At 53.5% G+C, this 17,345-nt stretch carries 16 protein-coding genes; 10 read left to right on the top strand and 6 right to left on the bottom strand.

Going from position 1 to position 17,345, the window contains the following annotated elements:
• The first annotated feature begins 16 nt into the window (after positions 1 to 16).
• The 4 genes from AB9F29_RS10000 to AB9F29_RS09985 all read left to right on the top strand — a co-directional run bounded on the left by AB9F29_RS10000 (position 17) and on the right by AB9F29_RS09985 (position 3,471).
• Entirely contained in the window at positions 17 to 895 is an 879-nt protein-coding gene (locus AB9F29_RS10000; RefSeq protein WP_369755546.1) for an AAA family ATPase, read from the top strand.
• The gene (locus AB9F29_RS09995; protein WP_369755545.1) at positions 892 to 2,079 is read left to right on the top strand and encodes a VWA domain-containing protein; all 1,188 of its coding nucleotides are present in this window, start codon (positions 892 to 894) and stop codon (positions 2,077 to 2,079) included. The genes AB9F29_RS10000 and AB9F29_RS09995 overlap by 4 nt, the downstream gene beginning before the upstream one ends.
• Entirely contained in the window at positions 2,070 to 2,873 is an 804-nt protein-coding gene (locus AB9F29_RS09990; protein WP_369755543.1) for an XdhC family protein, read from the top strand. The genes AB9F29_RS09995 and AB9F29_RS09990 overlap by 10 nt, the downstream gene beginning before the upstream one ends.
• A gap of 145 nt (positions 2,874 to 3,018) precedes the next feature.
• The gene (locus AB9F29_RS09985) at positions 3,019 to 3,471 is read left to right on the top strand and encodes a CoxG family protein (protein ID WP_369755542.1); all 453 of its coding nucleotides are present in this window, start codon (positions 3,019 to 3,021) and stop codon (positions 3,469 to 3,471) included.
• A gap of 33 nt (positions 3,472 to 3,504) precedes the next feature.
• Here AB9F29_RS09985 and AB9F29_RS09980 read toward each other — a convergent pair whose 3' ends face one another.
• Positions 3,505 to 4,704, bottom strand: a complete 1,200-nt coding sequence (locus AB9F29_RS09980; RefSeq protein WP_369755613.1) for an ROK family protein — start codon at positions 4,702 to 4,704, stop codon at positions 3,505 to 3,507.
• A gap of 197 nt (positions 4,705 to 4,901) precedes the next feature.
• Here AB9F29_RS09980 and AB9F29_RS09975 point away from each other — a divergent pair, with 197 nt between their 5' ends.
• From AB9F29_RS09975 to AB9F29_RS09960, 4 genes are all read left to right on the top strand, one after another.
• Complete coding sequence (locus AB9F29_RS09975) at positions 4,902 to 5,915, top strand: sugar ABC transporter substrate-binding protein (RefSeq protein WP_335586963.1); 1,014 nt, start codon at positions 4,902 to 4,904, stop codon at positions 5,913 to 5,915.
• 86 nt (positions 5,916 to 6,001) lie between these two features.
• Positions 6,002 to 7,063: an ABC transporter permease gene (locus tag AB9F29_RS09970; protein ID WP_335586962.1), complete on the top strand. Its 1,062-nt coding sequence runs from the start codon at positions 6,002 to 6,004 to the stop codon at positions 7,061 to 7,063.
• Positions 7,063 to 7,833 (top strand): ATP-binding cassette domain-containing protein, encoded by a 771-nt coding sequence (locus tag AB9F29_RS09965; RefSeq protein WP_039000432.1) that lies wholly within the window; start codon positions 7,063 to 7,065, stop codon positions 7,831 to 7,833. Before AB9F29_RS09970 ends, AB9F29_RS09965 begins: the two co-directional genes overlap by 1 nt.
• The gene (locus AB9F29_RS09960) at positions 7,830 to 8,444 is read left to right on the top strand and encodes a nucleoside/nucleotide kinase family protein (protein WP_369755541.1); all 615 of its coding nucleotides are present in this window, start codon (positions 7,830 to 7,832) and stop codon (positions 8,442 to 8,444) included. The genes AB9F29_RS09965 and AB9F29_RS09960 overlap by 4 nt, the downstream gene beginning before the upstream one ends.
• Here the strand turns inward: AB9F29_RS09960 and AB9F29_RS09955 are convergent.
• Complete coding sequence (locus tag AB9F29_RS09955; RefSeq protein WP_369755540.1) at positions 8,441 to 11,965, bottom strand: S8 family serine peptidase; 3,525 nt, start codon at positions 11,963 to 11,965, stop codon at positions 8,441 to 8,443. The two genes, AB9F29_RS09960 and AB9F29_RS09955, sit on opposite strands and share 4 nt — an antisense overlap.
• Positions 11,966 to 12,046: 81 nt before the next feature.
• Positions 12,047 to 12,367, bottom strand: a complete 321-nt coding sequence (locus tag AB9F29_RS09950) for a hypothetical protein (RefSeq protein WP_369755539.1) — start codon at positions 12,365 to 12,367, stop codon at positions 12,047 to 12,049.
• Positions 12,368 to 12,805: 438 nt separating this feature from the next.
• Here AB9F29_RS09950 and AB9F29_RS09945 point away from each other — a divergent pair, with 438 nt between their 5' ends.
• Positions 12,806 to 13,180, top strand: a complete 375-nt coding sequence (locus tag AB9F29_RS09945) for a glycine zipper family protein (RefSeq protein ID WP_039001195.1) — start codon at positions 12,806 to 12,808, stop codon at positions 13,178 to 13,180.
• 89 nt (positions 13,181 to 13,269) lie between these two features.
• On the opposite strand, the gene AB9F29_RS09940 is transcribed toward AB9F29_RS09945, so the two are convergent.
• Genes AB9F29_RS09940 through AB9F29_RS09930 form a run of 3 tightly spaced genes read right to left on the bottom strand, consistent with a single transcriptional unit; the run spans position 13,270 to position 16,166 of the window.
• Positions 13,270 to 13,650 (bottom strand): GtrA family protein, encoded by a 381-nt coding sequence (locus AB9F29_RS09940; RefSeq protein ID WP_369755538.1) that lies wholly within the window; start codon positions 13,648 to 13,650, stop codon positions 13,270 to 13,272.
• The gene (locus tag AB9F29_RS09935) at positions 13,650 to 14,654 is read right to left on the bottom strand and encodes a glycosyltransferase family 2 protein (protein WP_369755537.1); all 1,005 of its coding nucleotides are present in this window, start codon (positions 14,652 to 14,654) and stop codon (positions 13,650 to 13,652) included. The genes AB9F29_RS09940 and AB9F29_RS09935 overlap by 1 nt, the downstream gene beginning before the upstream one ends.
• Positions 14,655 to 16,166, bottom strand: coding sequence for an ArnT family glycosyltransferase (locus AB9F29_RS09930; protein ID WP_369755535.1), 1,512 nt, complete (start codon positions 16,164 to 16,166; stop codon positions 14,655 to 14,657).
• A gap of 335 nt (positions 16,167 to 16,501) precedes the next feature.
• On the opposite strand from AB9F29_RS09930, the gene AB9F29_RS09925 reads away from it, so the two are divergent.
• Positions 16,502 to 17,329, top strand: a complete 828-nt coding sequence (locus tag AB9F29_RS09925; protein WP_369755534.1) for a MipA/OmpV family protein — start codon at positions 16,502 to 16,504, stop codon at positions 17,327 to 17,329.
• Positions 17,330 to 17,345 lie beyond the last annotated feature (16 nt).

Genomic DNA, 17,345 nt, shown 5'->3' with positions numbered 1-17,345 from the left:
GCCCGACGAACCGATTATGTCAGATTGGACAACACTCAAATTGCAGCTTGCAGAGCAGGGGTACATTGCGTCCTCTGATCTAGCTATGGCGTTGCATATATCGCTAAAACTTGGCCGCCCTTTGTTGCTTGAAGGCGCTGCGGGCGTTGGGAAAACCGAAGTCGCGCGCACATTGGCTGCGGCCTTGGACACAAAGCTAATTCGGTTGCAATGTTATGAGGGGCTGGATGCGGGCCACGCAATTTATGAATGGAATTACCAGCGGCAATTGCTCGCAATCCGTGCGGCAGCCGAGGACGGAAAAACAGGAGCGATCGTCGAAGAGAGGATCTTCTCGGAGGAATTCCTTCTGGAGCGTCCATTGTTGCAAGCCATTCGTCAGGAAACGTCGCCCGTTTTACTGATCGACGAAATCGACCGTGCCGACCAAGAATTCGAAGCGTATTTGATGGAAGTTCTGTCTGATTTTCAAATATCTGTGCCGGAGCTTGGCACGCTGACCGCTAAATCGCGGCCTCACGTAATCCTGACATCCAATGGCACACGCGATCTGTCTGATGCGCTGCGGCGGCGCTGTATCTACGCCTATGTTGAGTATCCAGATCGCGCAACCGAACTGGCAATTCTGGCGGCGCGGTGCCCCGATATTGATGGTAAGCTTGCGGCGCAAATTGTTGGATTTGTGCAAGCTTTACGAAAAGAAGAGCTGGAAAAGACCCCCGGCGTCGCGGAAATGTTGGATTTTGCTGCTGCACTGACCGGATTGGGGATCAATGATCTCAATGAGAATCCGCAGATTTTACGCGCGACATTGGTGACATTGCTCAAAACGCAAAGTGACCGCGCGAATATTCCCATCGAAGTGGCCCAACGTCTCGCGGGGAAAGCGGCATGACCAAAGTCACGCGTTTTTCAGGCCGCGATCCAGGTGCAACCGCCCGCGTTCTCGGGTTTGTAGCCCATTTGCGAGAACATGGATTTGCCTTGGGCGTTTCGGAAACGCAAACGGCCATCGAGGCGCTTACGCATATCAAAGCGGTTGATATGACGGAGGTGTTTCTGGCGCTCAAATCGGTCTGCGCGGCTTGCGAAGATGACGCAAAACGCTTTCAGATGCTGTTTGACGCCTACTGGCGCAACGAAGGGCGTATCCGCAGCAAAGTGGTGAAAAGTCCGAATGAAAATGTCGCCAAACACACGCGGACCAATCAGGAAGATACTGGCCAACAAAGCGCCGGAGCGGGCCAAATCGACAGTCCAGACACGGGGCAGGGCGAGGGCGATGCCGCATCCGATGGCGAAGGCCGCCTTGTTGCGAGTGGCGTTCAGAACATGATGAAAAAAGACATGCGCGAGTTGGTTTCGCCCCAAGATATACAGGACGCGGCATTAGTGGCCCGGCGGATGGCGGACGCGATGCGCGACCGCCGGTCTCGGCGTCGCGTGGCCGCGTGCAAAGGCGCTCAGCTCGACTTTCGCAAAGTGGTCCGGCAAAGCCTGTCAACTGGTGGCGAGCCTATCCGCTTGCCGCGCCGCCGCCGCCCCGAACGCCCCGTTCAAATCACCGCTCTTTGTGATGTCTCTGGCTCAATGACGGTTTATTCTCGTGTTTTCCTATCCTTTTTGGCGGGTCTGATCCGCACGGATTCGACGGCTGACGCCTATCTGTTTCACACCCGCCTCGCGCGGATCACGGGGGCATTGCGCGACGATGATCCGTTGCGCGCGCTTAACCGATTGACGCTGCTGGCCGATGGGTTTGGCGGCGGGTCCAAGATTGGGACGAACCTTGATTTGTTCGCGCGCACCTATGCGCGGCGGTTCGTTTCGGGCCGCAGCGTGGTGATCATTCTTTCGGATGGATACGACACCGACCCGCCCGCCGCCCTTGCGCAGGCCCTGAAGGATATCAAGAAACGCGGATGCAAGATTATTTGGCTTAACCCCCTGAAGGGGTGGAAAGATTACGCGCCTGTTGCCGCAGGAATGGCGGCCGCCTTACCGTATTTGGATATGTTTGCGGCGGCAAATACGCTTGAGAGTTTGGCGAAATTAGAGGGGGAACTGGCATGGGTATAAGCAGTCATTCATTCGAAAACCGCGCGTCAGATTTGCGCGCGCAGGGGCAGCCTTTTGCCATTGCCACGGTCGTGCGCACCGTCAACGCAACATCGGCCAAACCCGGATCCAAGGCGATTATCTTGGCTGACGGCACCATCACCGAAGGTTGGGTCGGGGGCGGTTGTATTCGCTCCGCCGTTAGGAATGCCGCGAAGGCCGCGTTGTCGAAGGGCTGCACGCAGTTTATCTCGTTGCGACCCGAAGAAATCCTTGCGGCAGAAGGTTTGAGCGCGGGCGAAACGCGCGAAGGCGTTCAATTTGCCCGCAATGGCTGCCCGTCCAAAGGGTCGATGGACATTTTTGTGGAACCCGTTTTGCCGCAACCCGAGTTGATTGTTTTTGGTGAAGGTCCGGTGGCAAAAGAGCTCGTTGTCCTTGCGGAGCGGTTCGATTTTTCGGTGTCGCATTCTGTGGACGGAAAACATGATTTTGACGCGCCCACTTCGGGGCTGCAATATGTTGTCATTGCAACGCAAGGCAATGGTGACGAGGCCGCGCTGCGTGCTACAATCAAAGCTGCGCCAAAATTTGCGGCCTTTGTTGGGAGCCGCCGCAAATTTGAAACCCTTGTTACCCGCCTTATCGCGTCGGGCGTGTCACAGGTGGCTTTGGATCAAATTAAGTCGCCTGCGGGTCTCAATATTGGAGCGATCACGCCAGATGAAATCGCCCTTTCGATCCTGTCTGAAGTTGTGCTTAAACGCCGCGAATTGCAGCGTGCAAAAGGAGACCCCGATGACGTCAATTGTTGAACCACTGATTTTGGAAATAGAGCCCAAAATCGTCGAAACGCGCCTCGTAACAACGCTCTTTAGGCGCATTTTTCCCAACCTAACACCCTCACAGACCGAGCTTCTTGCCGGTATCAAATTTCCCTGCTGCTAAAGGAATACTCCCTTGGAATTAAACGACGAAATCCTTATCAACGCTCCTGTATCCGTTGTCTATGCTGCCCTGAACGATCCTAAAATCCTTGAAGAGTGCATCCCAGGATGCGAGGAACTCATCAAGCATTCGGACACCGAGCTTGAAGCCAAAGTTGTGTTGAAAGTAGGGCCCGTCAAAGCGCGATTTTTAGGCAATGTAGTTTTGGACACTTCGGGCGCACCGCATCAGTTTTCGCTTACGGGCAACGGCAACGGCGGGGTCGCGGGCTTTGCCAAGGGCGGTGCCGATGTCATCCTTGAGGCAGATGGCGAGAATACCCTTCTGAAATATACGGCCAAAGCGGACATCGGTGGAAAAATCGCTCAATTGGGCAGCCGTCTTATGACCAGTACAGCCAAGAAACTGGCGGGGAAATTCTTTACGCGCTTTGCGGAGATTGTGGACGAGAAACAAGCGGTTTAAGCAACCCATCACCAAATACCCCGCCGGATGTGTTTAGTTCGCCGATAAACCCGCGTTGGTGTTGAGGAGGAAAAGATTGAAAATCGGGGTGCTGGCGGCCCCGATACTACGTGCTTTTTCTCCGACATGACCTTGCACAATTTGCGGGGGGATCAAGCCACGCGTGTCTTGGTTCACGAGATAGCGTTGTACACGTTCAACGAGTTCGGTGCGGACATCTTCGGGGAAGGAGCCGTCAATCAAAATGGCTTCAAAATCGATCACCGAACACACCGAAAGGGCGGCCTTGGCGAGTTCTTGGGCGGTTTCCCCAATCCATGGGTCGACGTAACGTGTGAGGGTAGACCAATCTTGGGGATGGCGCCACAAAACCTCTGGGTTGAGACCGGCTTCAATGAGGCGCCCTTCGAGTAAATGCAGAGACGCGACGTCGACAAGTTGGCGGCTTTCGCCGAGGGGACCTGTACTGCGAAGAGATCCCAGCGCACCTGCGTTCCCCTGATTTCCTTCAAAAACCGTGTTGTTCAATACAATGCCGCCACCGGCAAATGAACCGATAAAAAAATGCGCGTAATCGCGAAATTCATTTCCGCGGCCAAAAAGGTGCTCCGCACGACAGGCGGCTGTAGCGTCGTTAACAATCGACACGGGGAGGTCACTAAATCGGGTAACGTCTTGGGCGATATTGATGTGCTGCCAAGCCTGAAATTCCTCCGAGGGCGCCCCCACCAAATCATGCCACTTCCACAGCTCAAATGGTGCTGCAATTCCAATTCCACAGAGGCGACGGCGGTCGTCCTCGGACATTCTGGATGCAATCGTATCAAGCCCCTCTTGGAGGAACTCAAAGACCGTGTCGGGTATCGGGTAGGAGTATGTTTTGTTGAGCTCGTGGCGGATAACACCCATAAAATCAATCAACACCAAATCCGCGCTGCGCCGACCGATTTTCAGGCCAAACGAGAACACGCCATCTGGATTTAAGGCCATAGGCATGGAGGGTTTGCCCACCTTGCCGCGAATTGGGTCACCACGTCGCAAGAGGCCGTCTTTTTCGAGCTTTCGCAGGATCACGGATACCGTTTGCGGGGAAAGACCAGAGTGGCGAGCAAGATCAATGCCCGGCATCGCGCCGTGACGTTGAAGCATGGAGAGCAATAGGCGTTCGTTATGATTACGAACCCCGCTCTGATTCACGCCGCCACTTAAGCCTCTGATTTTGCTCCCGTCCATACCGTTGACCATAGCGCGCTCCTTTCTAGGAAGGAAGATGGCATTCTTTCATTAATAAATAAAGTTTATTTATTTATTGACAGCTTTGGGGGAATCAGGCTTCCTTAAGGGGAACTTGCGAATTCAAACGGCGCAGTTTTGGAGAGGGAGGAGCCCACTTCATTGATAAATCCGTTGATCTTTTTGGGAGGAAGACCATGAAAAAACTATTGATGTGTACAGCACTTACCGTCGCTGCAACCGCTGGCGGCGCTTATGCGCAAGACGTAAGCGCTTGCTTGATTACCAAAACCGACACGAACCCGTTTTTCGTGAAAATGCGTGAAGGTGCCGAAGCAAAAGCTGCCGAATTGGGCATGACTCTTAAGTCGTACGCAGGTCGTGTTGATGGCGATCACGAGAGCCAAGTTGCGGCGATCGAAACATGTATTGCTGACGGTGCCAAAGGCATCCTCATTACGGCTTCCGACACGTCTTCTATTGTAACTGCAGTGACGCAAGCGCGGGACGCGGGCCTTGTTGTGATTGCTCTGGATACACCGCTTGAGCCGATTGATGCGGCGGACGCTACTTTTGCGACCGACAATTTTCTGGCCGGTGAGTTGATTGGCAAATGGGCCGCGGCCAAGCTTGGCGCAGAGGCGGCAAACGCTAAAATCGGAATGTTGGACCTTGCTGTAAGCCAGCCTTCAGTTGGCGTGTTGCGCGACCAAGGTTTCCTTCAAGGCTTTGGTATTGATTTGGGCGACCCAAACAAATGGGGCGATGAAACCGACCCACGCATTATTGGCAATGACGTCACTGCGGGCAACGAAGAGGGTGGCCGCAAAGCCATGGAAAACCTTCTCGCAAAAGACCCAATGATCAATGTGGTTTACACAATCAACGAACCCGCTGCCGCAGGTGCCTATGAGGCGCTCAAGGCCTTTGGTCGCGAAAATGATGTCTTGATCGTTTCTGTCGATGGCGGCTGCCCTGGTGTGGCCAATGTAGCAGATGGCGTGATCGGTGCGACGTCGCAACAGTATCCATTGCGCATGGCGGCTTTGGGTGTTGAAGCCATCAACAACTGGGCCAAAGACGGAACAAAGCCAGCTATGACACCAGGTAAGGACTTCTATGACACGGGTGTTGCTTTGGTAACGGATCAGGCCGTCGAGGGTGTTGAGTCAATCGATACGGTTGCAGGCAAAGACCTCTGCTGGGGTTGATCTTTAGACCATAAAACCTTCAGTCTGTGAAAGGGGCGTGCCAAGGCCCGCCCCTTTTTGTGCTACATTTGGCAGAGAGGCTTCCCATGCCCCCCCTATCCAACGAACCGAAAACCACTGTCGCCGGTCCTGATACTGTTGCGTCGTTTTCCCAAGACCACACGTCCCCGATGCGCCGCATTCAACATGCGCTGCATGAAACGCCGTCTTTGGTTCCCATGGTGGTCTTGGTGGCCTCCCTTGCGATTTTCGGCATTTTACTGGGATCAAAGTTCTTTTCACCCTTCGCACTGACGTTGATTTTACAACAGGTCACAATCGTTGGTATTGTGGGCGCGGCCCAATCTCTGGTCATTTTGACGGCGGGCATCGACCTTTCCGTCGGGGCGATCATGGTGCTCAGCTCGGTCGTGATGGGGCAATTTACCTTCCGCTATGGGATGCCTGTTGAACTCGCCATTGTGCTCGGCCTTGCTGTGGGAACGGCTGTCGGGTTCATAAATGGCTGGCTTGTGGCGTATATTAAATTGCCGCCGTTCATCGTGACTTTGGGCATGTGGCAAATCGCTTTGGCGACGAATTTCCTTTATTCGGCCAATGAAACTATTCGCAGCCAAGACATCTCCGAGAACGCACCATTGCTGCATCTGTTCGGGGAAAAGCTGGAAATTGGCGGCGCGGTCTTTACCTTCGGGACCATGTTCATGGTTCTGCTGGTTCTTTTCCTCTCCTATGTCCTGCGCCAAACCGCGTGGGGACGGCATGTTTATGCTGTCGGGGATGATCCGGACGCGGCTGAGCTTTCTGGCGTCAATGTTAAGCGCACATTGATCTCGGTTTATATGTTGTCTGGGCTAATTTGCGCCTTCGCCGGATGGGCGATGATCGGGCGGATCGGGTCTGTGTCTCCGACCTCAGGGCAATTGGCAAATATCGAAAGTATCACAGCGGTTGTGATTGGCGGCATCTCGCTCTTTGGCGGGCGCGGCTCGGTTGTGGGTATGTTGTTTGGCGCGTTGATCGTGGGGGTCTTTAGTATGGGGCTGCGCCTGTTGGGAGCCGACGCACAATGGACATATCTGCTGATTGGCGTCCTCATCATTAGTGCTGTGGCCGTCGACCAGTGGATTAGAAAGGTATCAGTCTGATGGAACCCATTTTATACGCCCGCAATCTGGTGAAACGCTATGGCCGCGTCACGGCGCTCGATAACTGTGACTTTGATCTCATGCCAGGCGAAATTCTGGCGGTAATTGGCGACAATGGTGCTGGAAAATCCACCCTTATCAAGGCCATTTCTGGCGCGGTGCAACCCGACGGAGGCGAGATTTTTCTCGAAGGCAAAAAGATCGGTTTTGCCTCCCCGATTGAGGCGCGCAAGGAAGGGATTGAGACGGTATATCAAACCCTTGCCATGTCGCCAGCTTTGTCGATTGCGGATAATATGTTTATGGGGCGCGAACTCCTCAAGAAGGGGTTCCGCGGCAAATTCCTGCGCCAATTGGATCGCCCTGCCATGGAAAAAGCGGCGCGCGAAAAACTCACAGAACTTGGCCTTATGACCATCCAAAACATTAACCAAGCCGTGGAAACCCTTTCTGGCGGGCAACGCCAAGGGGTGGCCGTGGCGCGGGCCGCGGCGTTTGGCTCCAAGGTTATCATTCTGGACGAGCCAACTGCGGCGCTTGGAGTCAAGGAAAGCCGTAAGGTTCTTGAGATGATCCAAGACGTAAAATCGCGCGGGATACCGATTATTCTCATCAGTCACAACATGCCGCATGTGTTTGAAGTCGCGGATCGCATCCACGTGCATCGGTTGGGCAAACGTCTGTGTGTTATTGATCCCAAAGACTATACAATGTCGGATGCCGTGGCCTTTATGACCGGCGCAAAAGACGCACCGGAAGGTTCTGAATGAGGGACCTAGACGCGATTTGCACCACACTCCTCGCCGCTCCACGCAAGGGGCGGCGACGCCTTGTAGCGCTCGCGGGGGCACCCGCCAGCGGGAAATCCACCCTCGCGCAGGATTTGGCCGATCGGATGACGGCGGCGGGGTGTGACACGCGGGTTTTGCCTATGGACGGGTTTCATCTGGGCAACACGCAATTACACGCGCAGGGAAATTTTGCCCAGAAAGGCGCACCGCAAACCTTTGATGTCAGGGGGTTTCTGATGTTAGTCGCGCGGATTCAGACCGAGGATGAGGTTTTCTACCCGATTTTTGATCGCACGCTAGATGCCGCTATTGCCGCAGAAGGGCGCGTCGATAAGGTTTGTGACACAGTGATCGTCGAAGGGAATTATCTTTTGTTTGATGCCCAAGACTGGCGGGACTTGGTGGCCTTTTGGGACATCTCTCTTCGGCTGAAGGTGTCACGGGATATCTTGCAGCAACGCCTCCTAGAGCGCTGGTTAGGGCAGGGCCTGTCGCCCGCGGCGGCCCTCATAAGGGCACAGGGCAATGATCTGGTGAACGCGGACCTCATCGCCAAACTCCCGTTGAAAGCGGACATCCTTTTGGACTAAACGAAGGCGAAATCGCCCGCGTCGAGTTGCCCCGGTAAAACATCATCCAGTCGAATGGCCACGTTCGAGAAGGATATGATCGTGTCCGCTCCTGCGGTGGTGAATGTCAGATCGGAATAGTTGTTTGCGCCCGAGCAAATCTCAATCCTGTCCACATTCACCACAAAATCGTCCACAAAGTCGCTTCCCGATCCTGTGCCAAAAACAAATGTATCCGCGCCAACACCGCCATTTAGGAAATCGTTTCCTGTGCCACCAGCGAGGCGATCTTGGCCGTATTGACCATAGAGCCTGTCGACACCCTCTCGGCCATAGAGCGTGTCATTGCCGTTGCGCCCAAGAAGCAAATTCGCACCCGCATTTCCGATCAGAAGGTCGTTGTGGTTGGAGCCGCCAATGTTTTCGATGGAGAAGTAAGTGTCGCCTGCGGCCTCCCCTGTATTGGACCACGTAATTTGCAAATCGACGCGTAGGCCACTCGCCGCATTAATGTAGTTTGCGCGATCAATACCCAATCCGCCATAGAGCCTGTCGGCTCCCGTACCGCCGTCGAGGTAGTCGTTGCCGTTGCCCCCAATGAGCGTGTCATTGCCGCCACGTCCCAAGAGCGAGTCATTTCCATTCACGCCCCAAAGCGTGTTGGTATTCCCATCGCCAGCCAACACATCGTTGAACCCAGAGCCGACCATATTTTCGATAGAATGATACGTGTCGCCAGCTGCAGCCCCCGTATTGGTGCCCGTTAAAACGAGATCGGCGCGCACACCGCTTGTGGCGTAGTAATACTGCGCTTGATCCAAGCCGGTGCCGCCATATAGGGCGTCCGCCCCATTTCCCCCCTCAAGCCGATCATCGCCTTGGTTTCCAACAAGAGCGTCGTCGCCGTCGCGTCCGAAAATGACGTCGTTTCCGAAGCGACCTACAAGCGTGTTTGCACCAGTATCGCCAATGAGGCGGTCGTCGAAACTGGATCCCGAGAGGTTTTCAATCGAAAAATATGTGTCCCCTGCAGCATCCCCAAGGGTCCCCCCCGTTTCGAGAAAGGCCCACACAGCGCTTGTGGCATAGGTGTATTGCGCAACATCTGTTCCGGTCCCGCCATATAATGCGTCGTTTCCTTCGCCGCCCTCCAGATGGTCGTTACCCGCTTGGCCATAGAGTGTGTCGTTACCGCCTCGGCCATAAAGACCATCGTTTCCCGCGCGCCCAAGGAGGGAATTTCCGCGCGCATCTCCGAGTAAAATGTCATTGTGGATAGATCCGCCAAGGCCCTCAACGGAGATATATGTATCTCCTGCGGCCTCACCCGTATTTGCGCTGGAATATTGCAAGTCTGCGCGAAGGCCAGTTGTCGCGGTCAAGTATTCTGCACGGTCAAATCCGTTCCCGCCATTGAGGTAATCCGCCCCAAGCCCGCCAATGAGATAGTCGTTGCCGCCCCCCGCGTTGATGAAGTCATTGCCGCCGCGCCCGTCGATTGTATTGCCGAAATTCCCTTGAGCGTAAAACACGTTCTGAGCGGAGGTGCCGATACTTCCCGCAGCACCGGATACGTTGACAGCCTCAAAACGCGCAACCGAAGCTTGGGCCACGCCGTCATAGGTTATGACGCCATCTTCCAAGTTGATAACATGCCCCGACGACTGTGAAACAACGTGGAAATAGAACGTGTCGTTCCCTTGTCCGCCGTCATAAGTGTTCCAGAGGCCGTCGATGGTCTCGGCTGTCATCTCCACGGAATCATTTCCGCGCCCAAGGTGAATTTGATGGGCCGTTGTCGCGGTATCCCCTAACTCGACATGGTCATTGCCATCGCCCGTATAGGCATTCTCAACGCCCGAAACGGTTATGGCGACGCCGTCAATCACCCCTGTGCCTGTGGCGAAATTGAGGGTTACCCCGGTTGTGACCGCAGCGGCATTGATCCAGTCGGCGCCGCCATTTGTGTCGTCAAAGGCGACACGGTGGTTGCTTATGCCTGCATAATCGGAAAACGCATCGGTAAAGATATAGCGGTCATCGGCGGAAATCTCTGATCCGGTGGTGGTCAGCACAATGTCCGAAACAGTTAGAATGTCGCCTGGCCCAACGTCCGCAATCCGCACAGTCCAAGTGCCGTCGCTCCGTTCGCCGCGAAAAGCTTGGCTTTCGAACGTATAAGCGCCGTCAAAAACGGCACCTCCCGCTTGGTTCGCGATTAACAGGTGCTCTTCTCCCTCCGGCGAGGTTAGATAAATCATCATGTCACCCAGAAACGTTGTCGAGAACGTCAGCGTGACGGCGACCCGTTCCACCAAAATAGCTTCCCCGCCTTGGAGTTCGAAACTGGTGCCGGTGGCATTCTCGTCAGGGATCGTGGCCGCGACGGCAACGCTTGCCAAACTCCCCCGCGCATTGAGGCTTGTTTGTGCGGCTCCCATAGTGAGCCATGATTCAGCCAACCGTACCGCCGCATGCGCATCGATAAGGCCGTATCCGTAATCATTGCTGTAGTGCAGACCGCCGCCATTCCAATTCTCGGCGGCGTTAAAGTGCCACGGTGTGCGTTCGGAACCTGCAAACGTGGCGTTGTCGACAACACTGCCGACGTGCCGCCCCGTATAGGCCAAAATTGTCTGGACATCGCGCCAGCCAAGACCTTCCTCGGCATCATACATGAGGGTAACAACGCCCGCGACCATTGGTGCCGCAGCCGAAGTGCCGTTAAACGTGCTCATGTAGTTTGTGGTGGTATAGCCTTCGTTATCGGTGCGATCCGTGGTGACAACTTGGCCCGAGCTGCCAAAACCAGAAATCAGATTGGCAGCACCGTAGGACGAATAACTGGAGATAAAACCGTCCTGATCAACGGCGGCGACGACGACTTGCTGGGTGTTGTTGGTCCAAAGGTCAGAATTGACATCATAATGGGCCCCACGCGAATTGCCCGCAGATTTTACAATGGTTGTTCCAAGCCCGCCGCGTCCCGTTGAAACGGCAAGGCTGATCGACGCGTCAATCTCGGTGAATCGCGTCGCATCGTAGCCTATGCCGAATTCAGAGCTGGTGTCGTTTGCGATGCCTTGGCTGATATTCACCACATCAGCTCCACCCGTCGCGGCACTCGCGATTGAGTCGCGGACATTTTGCAACCAAGCGTCGCCAATGAAGTTTTCAATCCGATACCCAACCAGCGTAGATTCATAGGCGATACCTGTTGTGCCGATATCGTTATTTCCAACCGCGCCAATGATACCCATGACCGCAGTGCCATGCGAATTGCTTGCGATGCCAAAGGGGTTGTCATCATCATCGGTGAAATTATAGTCGAGAAGGGTGGCGTAATTGGCCGCCAAATCCTCGTGGGTATAGTCAAATCCGTTGTCGATGACGAATACGTTGATACCTGCGCCCGTATAGTCGTCCCAAAGGGACTCAATCCCATTGGCTCCAACTATATTTAGATCAAACAGCCCAGACCCCGAATTGCGAAGATGCCATTGTTGGCTCAGCATTGGGTCATTTACAATTGGATGGGGCATTCGGAAATCCTTGTTTGGTAAAATTTAAAACTCAAACGGCGACCGGCAGAGGGGTATCGACGTTTCGGTTTTTCGTCCTCGTTAAAATACAGTGGTTTCTTGTGCCACGACGACAGGTCCGAGGCAGTCGGTTACGACGGCGTAAAATCCGCTTACAACGACGTGCGTTCCAATCGGAATTTCTGGCGAAATATACGAAATGGCGATGAGCGTTCCGTCTTTGGTATTGATTTGCGGGCAGTCAACGCCATTGGCCCGCGTAATAAGGGAGCCGGAAACCGTCACCTGTTCACGGCCATTATTCTGTGCGGTTATATTCTCACCCGATGCATGGCGGACAAAGAGGCTTGCACTCAATACCACCAAAACAAGGCAGAGAATGGATGATGTTTTCCTAATCATCTGATAGTTCCGCCCATTTCATTTATTAACAATGTGTTAACATGTAGGCTGAGAGGGCGGTTTAATCCATATTGTTTTGACCAACGCGCTTTCTAAGTAATTAAAATTTTTTGTTCTTGCTCAGACGGCAGTTGGTATTGGGAATTTTTCTTCCGCTTGAAATAGCAATTTTTTGCTGAAGGTTAGGGCTGATATCCAATTTCTTCGGGCTGATATCCGATAACAATGGCACGTGATGTTGGGAAAGCATCTGCTCTAATAGTTTGAAAGGTAAGGGTAATTTGCCGTTTTTGCAACCGCTTCGGCAGGCGCTTCATTTCGAGAAATTGAGTGGATTGCTCCTAGTGGTTAGGCTAGACTGGTTTCAGTCAACGTATGCTGAGGAAACCCCTCAGTGAACAAGATACCAAGGTCATCAAAATTCTGAAGGGAATTAACATGCTCAAACTTACGAAAATTTCAGTCGTGCCACTTCTATTCTTGGCCACCGCATGTACGAATACAGGGGCGGGTTATACGCCGATCATCGACGGGCCAGTGAGCGCAAACTACAACTACGATCTCTCGCAATGTCAAAACCTCGCGGCCTCCCAGCCACTTGTTGACGAAGGTACTATCGGTACTGTCGCAACAGCTGCTGCCGTTGGTGGCGCCGCATCCGCGATTTCAAAAGGGAGCACGTACCAATCTGGCCGTGGTGTCGCAATCGGAGCGCTCGTTGGCGCCACTGGGAGTGCACTCCAGAACAACTCTAACCGCGAAGTCTTGGTTAGAAACTGTATGCGAGGCCGCGGCTATAATGTCGTAGGTTGATCGATCTAAGCTGTGCGTCGCAGGGCTTAAAAACGAAACGTTTCTAAAGACGTCCTTATCGCCGCTGCCTAGAAATAGGTGGCGGCGAACTAGTGTGAGGGGCCGTTGAAAACCCAGCGCCTGCTCAAAATATATGTGAAACCCGCGACCAAAAGAGTGGCCAAAGCGAGGGCGCTCGACGGGGGCATAAGATTGAGCCCGACAAGACTCGCCAAGATCAATTCATTCAGCAAAAACCCGAGCGCCGACGTTGTTAAGAAACGAGGTGCCGTCTTGCCCAAGGGGAGGTTGTGATTGTTAAAGGTGAAGCTGTGGTGGCCCCAAAAACTCACAATAAGCGCGGTAATATAGGCGAGGAAATTTGCGACCAAAGGGTTCAATCCAAACCGAATCCACAGGATGCCAACCGTGATATGAACCAAGGTTGCCAAGCCGCCAACAAGTCCGAATTTCAGAACACTTTTGAGCATCAATCGTCCTGATTTTCTGGTCGTGAAATCTCGGCGACAATGAAGCCGGGGCGGCCTTTGACCTCGGTGAAAACGCGCGCAAGGTATTCGCCGATCACCCCTATTGAGATCAACTGAATCCCCCCCAAAAAGAAGATAGCGACGGTAATGGTGGCGAAACCGGGGGTATCAACGCCCCAGATGATGGTTTTGGCGAAGATCCAAAGGCCATATAGAATTGAGAGAATAGCCAAGACGCTCCCGACACCCGTCCAAACCCGCAGCGGGAAATTGGTGAAGGAGGTAATACCCGTGAGGGCCAGTTTGAAGAGGGCGCTGAAACCAAAACTTGAGCGCCCAGACGTGCGTTGTTTCATTTCAATAGGGACGGCCTTGGTCTTGAAACCAATCCATCCATATAGCCCTTTCATGAAGCGGTTACGTTCGGGTAGGGCACATAAAGCATCGACAACGTTACGGTTCATCACGCGGAAATCGCGAGCATCTTGCGGGATAACAACATCGCTTCCCATTGATAGCAGCTTGTAAAACGCCGACGTAAATAAACGTTTTGGAACGGATTCATCGTCGCGATTTCCGCGCACAGCATAGACCATTTCATAGCCATTTTTAAGCTCGCCCAGCATTTCTTCTAAATAGGAAATAGGTTCTTGCAGGTCTGCGTCGATGATCGCCACAATATTGCCGGTGGACGCGCTCAATCCCGCTGAAATCGCGTGCTCCTTGCCAAAATTGCGCGACAACCGCAGGACCGAAACGGGGAAATGCTGGCCCATGTTGCTTGCGGTTTTGAAGGTGGCGTCGGCACTTCCGTCATCGACAACGATAATTTCGGTGGAAATATTGAGGCGCACCACTTCCGACATGATGGCATTGATGGTCTGCTCAATGTTGCCTTCCTCATTATGCGCAGGCACCACAATGGAGAGGTCGGGAAGGGGGGCTTTCACTGTCAATTCTGACGTGTCGGTTGTGGGGCCCTTGTGTGTTTTCGTGGCATTCATCTAATTACCCTCAATTTTTTCGATCAGAACGGCTTTGCGCCCGAATTCACCAAGGTATGTGAACCTGTCACCGAAGGCCTGTTCAACCTCCGCTTTCTGCCGCGGTTCGACAAGAAGGACGTCGGTTTTATCATTTTCAGCTAGGCCGGAAATCGCATCGAAATCCGCCAAAACCTGAACCTTGCCTTTGGTATAGAATTCCAGAGAATAGCTTCTGCCACCCATAAGGTTAAAGACGGGGGCCTCAACGCGTTGGGACGCGATTTTGACAGTCGACTTGTGGGAGCGAAGGTCCAGACTGTCGGGAGAAATCGCAAGGACGGCACAGAGCAGCACAAAGACGCCGATCATGAGTGCCATCCCAGTGCCAAACAGAATGCGCACTGTTTTCGTCGGTGTGGCGCCAAAAATATCGACGGTTAGTATCGTTAACAACAGCGCCGCAGCGGGCAGGCCGGGCAGGACGTAGGACGCCAAAATGTTGGCCGCAGGCGTAAAGAGGATCATCGGAGCGATGGTCCACAGAAGCAAGTAGGAGCGAAGACCCGCGCTATCCAGCCTGAACGCCGCGCGCAATTTACGCGGGAAAAACAACACGTATCCGCCAATAAGCGACCACGGCAAAGCCGCCAAAATCCAACCCAGCCAAATGCTGCCCTTGGCGCGAGAATGTCCCGACCCGTATAAATCGCCTTGCCACCCTGAGACAACAAACCGCTCATAATGCTCGCCGATTATGAAATACCGCAGGAAGCCGGGTGTTTTCTGCTCGGCGAGATAGTACCATGGAGCAGTGAGAATGACGGCAAGCAACATCCCCGTGATCCACGGCAGGTATTGCAAAACGCGCCAGCGCCAGCCGATCAGCAGCCATAGAAAAATTGGAATACCGGTAAGGACGACCGCAACAGGACCCTTAGCCAGCATGCCAATTGCGAGCCCGACAAAGAAGAGATGCCCCGCGATACGCGCCGCTTTTCCCTGTGTGGTAATCGACCAAAACGCCATCATTGAGAGGGTTGTTCCAAAAGCCATCGCCAGATCTGTCATAACAAATGCCGACGCCCCGAAAAACAACCCTGTGGACGACAAGACGCAAACAGAGATCAAGGCGGCGTTGGTGCCAACAATGGTTTTGGCCCACTTATAGAAGAAAAGGAGCAGCAAGAGCGCCGCTAGAAAGATAAATATGCGCGCGCCAAATTCGTTTTCGCCAAAGAGGTTTATACCCGCAGCAGAAAGCCATGTATGTAGCGGCGGCTTGCCCCAAAACGGAATGCCGTAATCAAACTGTGGGGTGATGAAATCGCGGGTTTCAATCATCTTGCGGGCGATCTCGCCATAGCGCGACTCGGTGGTATCCGTCAGCGGCAATAGGAAGATCGCGACGATTCGTGTGATGAAAAGCAGGAACAGGCTACCGTAGATATACGGCAAATAGGTCACTTTGAGGTGGAGTGTGGCCGGTTCAGGCTCGTTTTGCACGGTGTTTGCGTCGCCGAAAGAAGCCATGATGTTCCCTAAGTCTAAGGGAAGCTTCCTGCATCCCAGTTTTTTGGGAAGTCTAAGCGAAGGGGCGTGTCGCAACAATCAACAATTTTCCCCTAGAAAATAAATGGTTACGGTTTTGAACAATGTAAATGTGTTGGACAGGATCGATCAATTCTAGGGACGCGGGGCTTTTGATCCCCGAAGGTACAGATAGTAAAACAAGGGTATGTGTTAGAAATACCCATCTGGAAAACTCTACATAAGGGGTGGATTTCTTTAAGTTACTTGTTCGTGCTTTGTGATAAGATTGAGGCTGGTTATTCTGGCTTTCTTCTCAAATTCAACAGGGGTTTCATTTGACTCGCTTCAAAATTTCCGACACGTGCATCTGGATTACGCTGGGTGCCTCTTTGCTCGCTTTGCCGGCTGTGGCGCAAGAAACCCTCAGTGTTTTCGACGAGAATGGGTATTTGGATTCTGCGGATCCAGATATGGTTATTGGGATACGCCTTGGCGCTCAAAGAGAGTCGGCGTATTTCGGGTCCTCAGATTTGGAAAACGGGCCAGGAGGTTCGGTTCGATTTGACTATGTTCGGTTCCCGAACGGGTTTGAGTACGGATCAGGCCAGACCGTTGGATATAGGACTGGCTGGGGCTTGCGTGGCTCGGCACGGTTTATTGGCGAACGGAATTCGGCGGATTACCCTGAGTTGGCCGGCTTATCGGATGTGGATTGGACACAGGAATTTGGCTTTGGGGTTGGCTACGAGGAAAAACATTTTCGCGGCTTTGCCGATGTTAGATATGGCTTCTTTGGGCACCAATCCTTTGTCGGCGAGGCTGGTTTTGACGTTATCGCAACTCCCGCCGAAGGGTGGACACTGACGCTCGGCCCCCGATTGCTGATTGGGAGCGACAAATATACCCAGACATATTTTGGGGTCACAGCGGACGAGGCCGCCGCGAGCCAATATTCTGAATACGACCCGAATGGCGGACTCGTTTCGGCTGGCGTGGTGTTGGGCGCGCGGTACGATTTCAACGAACGTTGGGGGATTGAAGCTGTTGCTGGTTATAGTCGTTTCATGGGCGACGCTGGGAATTCGCCAATCGTCCTTGGCGGGTCGGACGAAAGCCTGAAAATCGAAATCGGCATTACACGCCGCATCAGCATCGATTTCTAGAGGTTTCGATTAAAAC

This window comes from Falsihalocynthiibacter sp. S25ZX9, from assembly GCF_041205405.1.
Taxonomy (GTDB): Bacteria; Pseudomonadota; Alphaproteobacteria; order Rhodobacterales; family Rhodobacteraceae; genus Falsihalocynthiibacter; species Falsihalocynthiibacter arcticus.
This window is presented reverse-complemented; position numbering and strand designations above follow the sequence as displayed.

Excerpts from the sequence above, each read along its gene's own strand:
- AB9F29_RS10000 (WP_369755546.1), top strand. The coding sequence starts at position 17 with ATGTCAGATTGGACAACACTCAAATTGCAGCTTGCAGAGCAGGGGTAC.
- AB9F29_RS09995 (WP_369755545.1), top strand. The coding sequence starts at position 892 with ATGACCAAAGTCACGCGTTTTTCAGGCCGCGATCCAGGTGCAACCGCC.
- AB9F29_RS09990 (WP_369755543.1), top strand. The coding sequence starts at position 2,070 with ATGGGTATAAGCAGTCATTCATTCGAAAACCGCGCGTCAGATTTGCGC.
- AB9F29_RS09980 (WP_369755613.1), bottom strand. The coding sequence starts at position 4,704 with ATGGACGGGAGCAAAATCAGAGGCTTAAGTGGCGGCGTGAATCAGAGC.
- AB9F29_RS09975 (WP_335586963.1), top strand. The coding sequence starts at position 4,902 with ATGAAAAAACTATTGATGTGTACAGCACTTACCGTCGCTGCAACCGCT.
- AB9F29_RS09970 (WP_335586962.1), top strand. The coding sequence starts at position 6,002 with ATGCCCCCCCTATCCAACGAACCGAAAACCACTGTCGCCGGTCCTGAT.
- AB9F29_RS09965 (WP_039000432.1), top strand. The coding sequence starts at position 7,063 with ATGGAACCCATTTTATACGCCCGCAATCTGGTGAAACGCTATGGCCGC.
- AB9F29_RS09960 (WP_369755541.1), top strand. The coding sequence starts at position 7,830 with ATGAGGGACCTAGACGCGATTTGCACCACACTCCTCGCCGCTCCACGC.
- AB9F29_RS09955 (WP_369755540.1), bottom strand. The coding sequence starts at position 11,965 with ATGCCCCATCCAATTGTAAATGACCCAATGCTGAGCCAACAATGGCAT.
- AB9F29_RS09950 (WP_369755539.1), bottom strand. The coding sequence starts at position 12,367 with ATGATTAGGAAAACATCATCCATTCTCTGCCTTGTTTTGGTGGTATTG.
- AB9F29_RS09945 (WP_039001195.1), top strand. The coding sequence starts at position 12,806 with ATGCTCAAACTTACGAAAATTTCAGTCGTGCCACTTCTATTCTTGGCC.
- AB9F29_RS09940 (WP_369755538.1), bottom strand. The coding sequence starts at position 13,650 with ATGCTCAAAAGTGTTCTGAAATTCGGACTTGTTGGCGGCTTGGCAACC.
- AB9F29_RS09935 (WP_369755537.1), bottom strand. The coding sequence starts at position 14,654 with ATGAATGCCACGAAAACACACAAGGGCCCCACAACCGACACGTCAGAA.
- AB9F29_RS09930 (WP_369755535.1), bottom strand. The coding sequence starts at position 16,166 with ATGGCTTCTTTCGGCGACGCAAACACCGTGCAAAACGAGCCTGAACCG.